Here is a 5,859-nt window from a genome sequence, read left to right as displayed (position 1 = left end):
CTTTTTGCTGACGATTTACACAGACTTCTGCATCACTCCAAACATTATCCTCCATCTTACGGCAATTGACACAACTCCATCCAGTAAAATCGAGCAAAATGGGCTTATTTACTTTCTTGGCATAGGTTATACCTTCTTGGTAATCATGAAAACAATTGAGATTTTGGGGGCATGACTGGCTATGCTTCTCTGTTGTAGTATTATCAAGGCTTGTACTTGCTATTGTTGTATTTTGATTCCATTCTTTATAAAACGAAGGAGGTAAAAATCCACTGGCTAATTTTACTGGAGCACCCCAAAGTCCTGGAATCAAATACACTACAAAACTAAACACCAGAATAGAGGATATCAGTCCACTAATAGAAACTTTTGATTTATTTTCTTCTTCATCGAATTTTAGTTTACCAAGCAGATAAAGCCCAAAAAGTGAAAAGATGACAACCCATACTGCGATAAAAAGCTCACGTTTTAATATGCCTAATTGATACACCAAATCGAATGTGGATAAGAATTTCATTGCCAAGGCCAACTCTAAGAATCCCAATATCACTTTTACTTTGCCCAACCAACTACCTGATTTAGGTAGTTTTTTCAGCATACTTGGAAAAGCGGCAAATAACATAAATGGAATAGACAATGCGAGTGCAAATCCAAACATCCCTACGGCAGGACCAATGATACTTCCCTTAATTGCTGCTTCTACCAACAGACTCCCAATAATAGGTCCTGTACAGGAAAACGAAATTAACGCCAATGTGAAAGCCATGAAAAATATTCCCAGTAATCCACCTTTATCGGCCATTTTATCTGATTTATTAAGCCAGCTACTCGGCAAGGTTATTTCAAATGCTCCTAAAAATGAAATGGCAAATACCACAAATATTATAAAGAAAATAAAGTTTACTATACCATTACTTGCTAATGCATTTAATGCATCAGGGCCTAATGTCAGCGTAATGGTCAATCCAAGTGTCACATAGATAACGACAATAGATACAGCATAGATGATGGCTTTTTTTACACCTCCATTTTTGGTGAAATAACTTACCGTAAGTGGTATCATAGAAAATACACAAGGCGTAAGCAAGGCTAAAAATCCACCCAATAATCCACCTAAAAAAATCCACAACACATTTGTTTCTTCAACAGAAACTGAGGCTGTATTAGCTAAAGAAAGCTGATGTTGTGGTTTGTATTTTAGTATAATTTCTTCGGTTTCTGGAGGCAGACACATCGTGCTACTACAAGACATGTAGGTTATTTCACCTTTAATAATAATACTGTCGTTTGTTATGGGAATTATTTTTTGAATAAATGTGGCTTCGTTGTCAAAGTAATATAACGTCTTATTTTCATATGCCTCTTCAATTCTGGTGTGTGGTTTTGGTTCGAAAACTTTGTCTATTAAGGTATATTGATCCGATTTTTCAAAACTAAAAACTGTAGGTAATGGACCGTCTTTTATACCGTTGAATTGACTGTTGATATGCCAACCTTCCTTAATACTAGCTTTTAGGCTGACTAGTAATGTATCTCCTTTTCCTTTTTCAATAGTTGTTTTCCATTGTACCGGATTTTTTTGTATTTGAGCAAAAGCTGTAAATACCGAAAAGCATACGAGGAATATTGATAAAAGAATTTTCTTTTTTTGTATGGACATATTCTAAATATATTAAGTGTAAAAAACAGCCCAGTCGATAATACTGAGCTATTATGTATTAATAATATCAAACAGGATTATCTGTCCTTTTTTAAATAATTCATCGCTTTACCAATATCCTCACTGGAAAGTGACATCAGTAATTGATTAATTGGCTTTTTGGTTTTAGCATCAAACAAATAAACTACACCTGTTGCCATATATGGTTCCATTAATTTTGTAAGCCCAAGTTTTTCGATTTCTGGTGCCGATTTTTTTGCAGTTTCAGAACTTGTGATATCGTTGATTACAAACTGGTAAGCCCCGTCTTTGTTATTTTCTGTAAAAGCTGCCATTGCCCTTGCTTCATTGGCTTTGCAGACACTGCACCAGCTAGCTTTTTTCACTACAGCGATTATTTTACTTTGAGCGAATGCTCCTGTTGACATTACTGTAGTAAGGATTACAGTTGTGAATAATGTTTTGAATATTTTCATTTGATTTATTATTAAATTGTTTGTCAATATTGACGATGTAAAGTTGCGATAGAAATAACTGACTGAATTTGTGAAACAGTTCAATTATTTGGCAATTTGGTTCAGCCGTTTTTATGGCTGTGGTATTTCTGATGTCACAAAATCAGCAGCTAATTTTTTAATTTCTTCTGGTATTGAACAGGGCTTTCGTTCTTTATTGTCAATATAAATACCTGTGTAAAAAGTAATCGCAGCAATTTCATCCGTATCACAATTCCGCATTTCGTGGAAAAATTTTATTGATTTATCTTTCACTTCAATAATGCCCGATTTGATGTAAACAGTCATGCCTGCCAACAGTTCTTGCTTATAAAAAGTGCGCTGCTCAGCAGCTACTGTTCCGGTATTTTCTTGCTTCATGTATTTTACTGTTAGGCCAAAAAGCGACAATAAATTCCAAGTTGCTTCGTCAAATTTTCCTGCATACCACATAACGTTCATGTGCCCCATGTGATCACAATGCCATGGATAAACTACTCCTCTGTATGTTAATTCTCTCATTATTAATCAATATATTATTTCTTGTTAATTTAATTGAGATACAAAATGAGTTTCAGAGCTGATAGGTATATTCAATACTTTAGATATTAAACAATTTTGCTCCGCACCTTTGGTAATAGTTTCAAATTCATTCGCATTAATACCTTCAACACATCCAGTAATGGAAAGGTGGATTCCTTTAATATCAAAGCCTTCCATTGATAATGTAGCTTGCGTATCCAAAGATTCAGGTTTCAGGCCCTTTTCTGTTAATGCAAAGCTAACGGCCATTGTAAAACATCCCGCATGTGCTGCAGCCAGCAGTTCTTCAGGGTTTGTGCCTTTTTCTTCTCCAGTAAAACGGGTTTTGAAACTGTAGTTTGTTTTGTTTAAAATTTCGCTTTGTGTAGTTAAGTCGCCTTTGCCTTCTTTTGCATTACCAACCAAATTTGCTTTTGCTGTTCTTTTCATTTTTCTTTCTTTTTAAAATTTGATTGTCATTATTGACAATGCAAAATTGCGATAAGAACAATAAAAGTATTTTGTGAATCAGTCCGATTATTTGGTAATTTGGTCCAAAGAAGTACTCATTACAATTCTTTATCGGATAACACAGAAAACCTGAATAATTTCGAATGTGGTAGAACGTGAATTGATTGTAATTTGGGAAGCGTTTGAAACAGCCAAAACTAAAGAAGCCAAATTTGCAAAATCTATGGATAATTAATGAAAGCGTGGATTCCAAAGAAAGATTAACTGCTTATTAGTTAATTCTTTCCCGAAATTCCAATAGCTTTTGATTTGAATAAACGAGTATGTTCTATCAAAATTGACAATACAAAAAAGAAAGGGGTTTTGTGAATTAGCCCTATTGTTTATTATTTAGATTTGACCGGTAGTTCGTTGGCGAAGCATCATATTTATCGTGAAAACTCTTCGAAAAATTCGCCAAATCATTAAAGCCACACTCAAAGGCAATGTCTGTAATGCGGTTATTAGAAACTAAAAGCAGTTCGGCTGCTTTTTCAAGTCTTTTGGTTTTAATATAATTGGCGGGAGAATCATTATACAATTTTGTAAATTCTCTTTTAAATGATGAAACGCTTAAATTGGTTTTACGTGCCAGATCTTCGATGCCAACTTGTGAAAATAAGTGCGCTTCAATTATTTGTTTGAAAGTATAGGTAATTGGTGAAAAAAGTTGAGATAAAACTACTTGTATGCTTTCCGCATTTCGTGTTTGAGAGAGTAATAAGATGATTTCTTTCAGTTTTAAAATCAAAATATCATCATTTACCAAAGATGGATTTTCAAAATAAAACAAAAGACCTTCAATATATTTTTGTATCAAAAAATCATTATTTATCTTTTCACTTGACAAATTAGACACTGCATTTCGTGGCTGCTGAAGCAATAAAGGAAGCTCTCTTTCATATATTTTCTTTAAAATATCCGGATGGAAAGTAACTATTACAATTTCACCATTACTGTTTGAATTTGAATTGTGTATTTGTTTTCCAGAATTTATGCAATTTAGGAACAATGAATAATTTGCAGGAATACTCACATCATCATTGTCAGATTGATATTGCATCTCCCCTTCTAACATATACAAAAAACAAGCTTGTTCCGCAACAGGAAAAGCAAATTCAAAAGGTGGTTTTAATACTATTTTTTGGATGAATGATTTTCCAAACAAATCAATTTTTTTATAGTCGACAACCATTTATTTAAATATTTTTAGTTATAATCCAAGCCATAGCAATCTGTTTATTAGTTAATTGACACTTTCAATTGATAACAAATGTTATACCTTGAGTGTGAGATTAAATACACAATACTCATTCAACACTAAGCCAAATATAAACATTAATGTTGAACGAGACACTGTTGATACACTATCGTGAAATCCAAGATCAGACCCGATTATTAGGACACGAGATGGGCTTCTGAGCTCAAAGGTATCTTCAATACTTTAGAAATTAAACAATTTTGCTCTGCCTCTTTGGTAATGGCTTCAAATTCTTCTATGCTAATGCCCAAAATATTTCCGGTAATGGAAAGGTGTACAGATGTGATACCAAACCCTTCCATTGATACAACAGCTTCCGTGTTCAATGATTCGGGGATAAAGCCTTTGTCCGTTAGGGCAAAACTAACTGCCATTGTAAAACATCCTGCATGTGCCGCTGCTAAAAACTCTTCTGGAATTGGACCCTTTTCTTCTCCTGTAAAACGAATTTTAAAACTATAGTTTGTCTGGTTTAAAATCTCGCTTTGTGTAGTTAGTTCGCCTTTGCCTTCTTTTATACTACCTGTCCACTGTTCGTTTCATTTTTTTTAGTATTAAAATTTCATTGTCGATATTGACACCGCAAAATTGCAATACAAAAAATAGAAAAGTTTTGGGAATCAGGTCAATTATTTGGAAATTTAGTTCAGTCGGCATGTTGACAGTCATCAAAGCAATCGTTTATATGAGGTTCAGTCTTTCTTAAAATTCGAGTAACACTTCATTGTTAAATTCTTGACAAAACCAAACAACATACTTTCGCGAGGACAAAATCCTAATGGTTAATACAATATTTCAAAGACGTAGTAGCATAAGGCAGACCTTTGAAGGGTGTTTTTCTAACCGATATGTAATCTTCCCTCAAAGACGACAATTCTTTAAAATTTAGATCTCGGAGGTCTTTGAAAAAAACAAGTGAGTTCTCAATTTAAAAGTAGTGATTAAAAATACAATAAGCAACCTACTTTTTATATAGGTCACTTATTTACAATTATTTAATTTACAGAATAACTTGATTACCTGTCTAGTTTTTCAAAGCTTTTGGGGGACAATAGATTTTATTTTTTATCTTCAAACCTTGTAACGGCTTCTTGTGATATGGGTGTGAAAAGGTTGACTAAATTACCTTCGGGATCTCGAAATAAGAGAGATTTATTCCCCCAAGGCATTGTTGTCGGTTTCTGAACAAGGTAAGGCTGAAGGTATTCAGCTAATCTTTCATAATCAGCATCCACATCTTCCACCATAAACTCTATGATAACGCTACGGTTTTGGGCAGGCTGAGCAACACTTTCACCGCCAAAGAATTGCAATGTATGGGTGCTGCCAATTGCCAGGGCTGCTGTTTTTGTTTTTAATTCAGCGAAATCTGGTGTGTATTGTGTCATAGGGATTCCTATAACTTTCTCGTA

The 5,859-nt window shown here is 34.0% G+C and carries 8 protein-coding genes; 1 reads left to right on the top strand and 7 read right to left on the bottom strand.

The features are described 5' to 3' along the window. The 4 genes from J7E44_RS23325 to J7E44_RS23310 form a co-directional block, all read right to left on the bottom strand. A partial coding sequence (locus J7E44_RS23325; protein WP_214834516.1) for a protein-disulfide reductase DsbD family protein occupies positions 1-1,660 on the bottom strand: 1,660 nt, incomplete at its 3' end. 77 nt (positions 1,661-1,737) lie between these two features. Next, positions 1,738-2,136, bottom strand: coding sequence for a hypothetical protein (locus J7E44_RS23320; RefSeq protein WP_214834514.1), 399 nt, complete (start codon positions 2,134-2,136; stop codon positions 1,738-1,740). 111 nt (positions 2,137-2,247) lie between these two features. Then, the gene (locus J7E44_RS23315) at positions 2,248-2,676 is read right to left on the bottom strand and encodes an acyl-CoA thioesterase (RefSeq protein WP_214834512.1); all 429 of its coding nucleotides are present in this window, start codon (positions 2,674-2,676) and stop codon (positions 2,248-2,250) included. A gap of 24 nt (positions 2,677-2,700) precedes the next feature. Continuing rightward, positions 2,701-3,126, bottom strand: coding sequence for an OsmC family peroxiredoxin (locus J7E44_RS23310; RefSeq protein WP_214834510.1), 426 nt, complete (start codon positions 3,124-3,126; stop codon positions 2,701-2,703). 166 nt (positions 3,127-3,292) lie between these two features. Here J7E44_RS23310 and J7E44_RS24350 point away from each other — a divergent pair, with 166 nt between their 5' ends. After that, positions 3,293-3,382 (top strand): hypothetical protein, encoded by a 90-nt coding sequence (locus tag J7E44_RS24350; protein WP_353050522.1) that lies wholly within the window; start codon positions 3,293-3,295, stop codon positions 3,380-3,382. 141 nt (positions 3,383-3,523) lie between these two features. Here the strand turns inward: J7E44_RS24350 and J7E44_RS23305 are convergent, their stop codons facing one another. The 3 genes from J7E44_RS23305 to J7E44_RS23295 form a co-directional block, all read right to left on the bottom strand. Beyond that, positions 3,524-4,381 (bottom strand): helix-turn-helix domain-containing protein, encoded by an 858-nt coding sequence (locus J7E44_RS23305; protein ID WP_214834508.1) that lies wholly within the window; start codon positions 4,379-4,381, stop codon positions 3,524-3,526. Positions 4,382-4,584: 203 nt separating this feature from the next. Then, on the bottom strand, positions 4,585-4,926 hold the full coding sequence (locus tag J7E44_RS23300; RefSeq protein ID WP_353050523.1) for an OsmC family peroxiredoxin: 342 nt from the start codon (positions 4,924-4,926) through the stop codon (positions 4,585-4,587). A 579-nt stretch (positions 4,927-5,505) separates the two neighbouring features. Next, on the bottom strand, positions 5,506-5,859 hold a 354-nt coding region (locus J7E44_RS23295), incomplete at its 5' end, for a VOC family protein (protein WP_214834506.1).

Source organism: Chryseobacterium sp. ISL-6 (assembly GCF_018613715.1).
GTDB lineage: Bacteria > Bacteroidota > Bacteroidia > Flavobacteriales > Weeksellaceae > Chryseobacterium > Chryseobacterium paludis.
The sequence above is the reverse complement of the archived record's forward strand: the minus strand, read 5'-3'. Positions and strand labels throughout refer to the sequence as shown.

Coding starts and splice junctions, on each gene's coding strand:
- J7E44_RS23320 (WP_214834514.1), bottom strand. CDS start 2,136: ATGAAAATATTCAAAACATTATTCACAACTGTAATCCTTACTACAGTA.
- J7E44_RS23305 (WP_214834508.1), bottom strand. CDS start 4,381: ATGGTTGTCGACTATAAAAAAATTGATTTGTTTGGAAAATCATTCATC.
- J7E44_RS23315 (WP_214834512.1), bottom strand. CDS start 2,676: ATGAGAGAATTAACATACAGAGGAGTAGTTTATCCATGGCATTGTGAT.
- J7E44_RS23310 (WP_214834510.1), bottom strand. CDS start 3,126: ATGAAAAGAACAGCAAAAGCAAATTTGGTTGGTAATGCAAAAGAAGGC.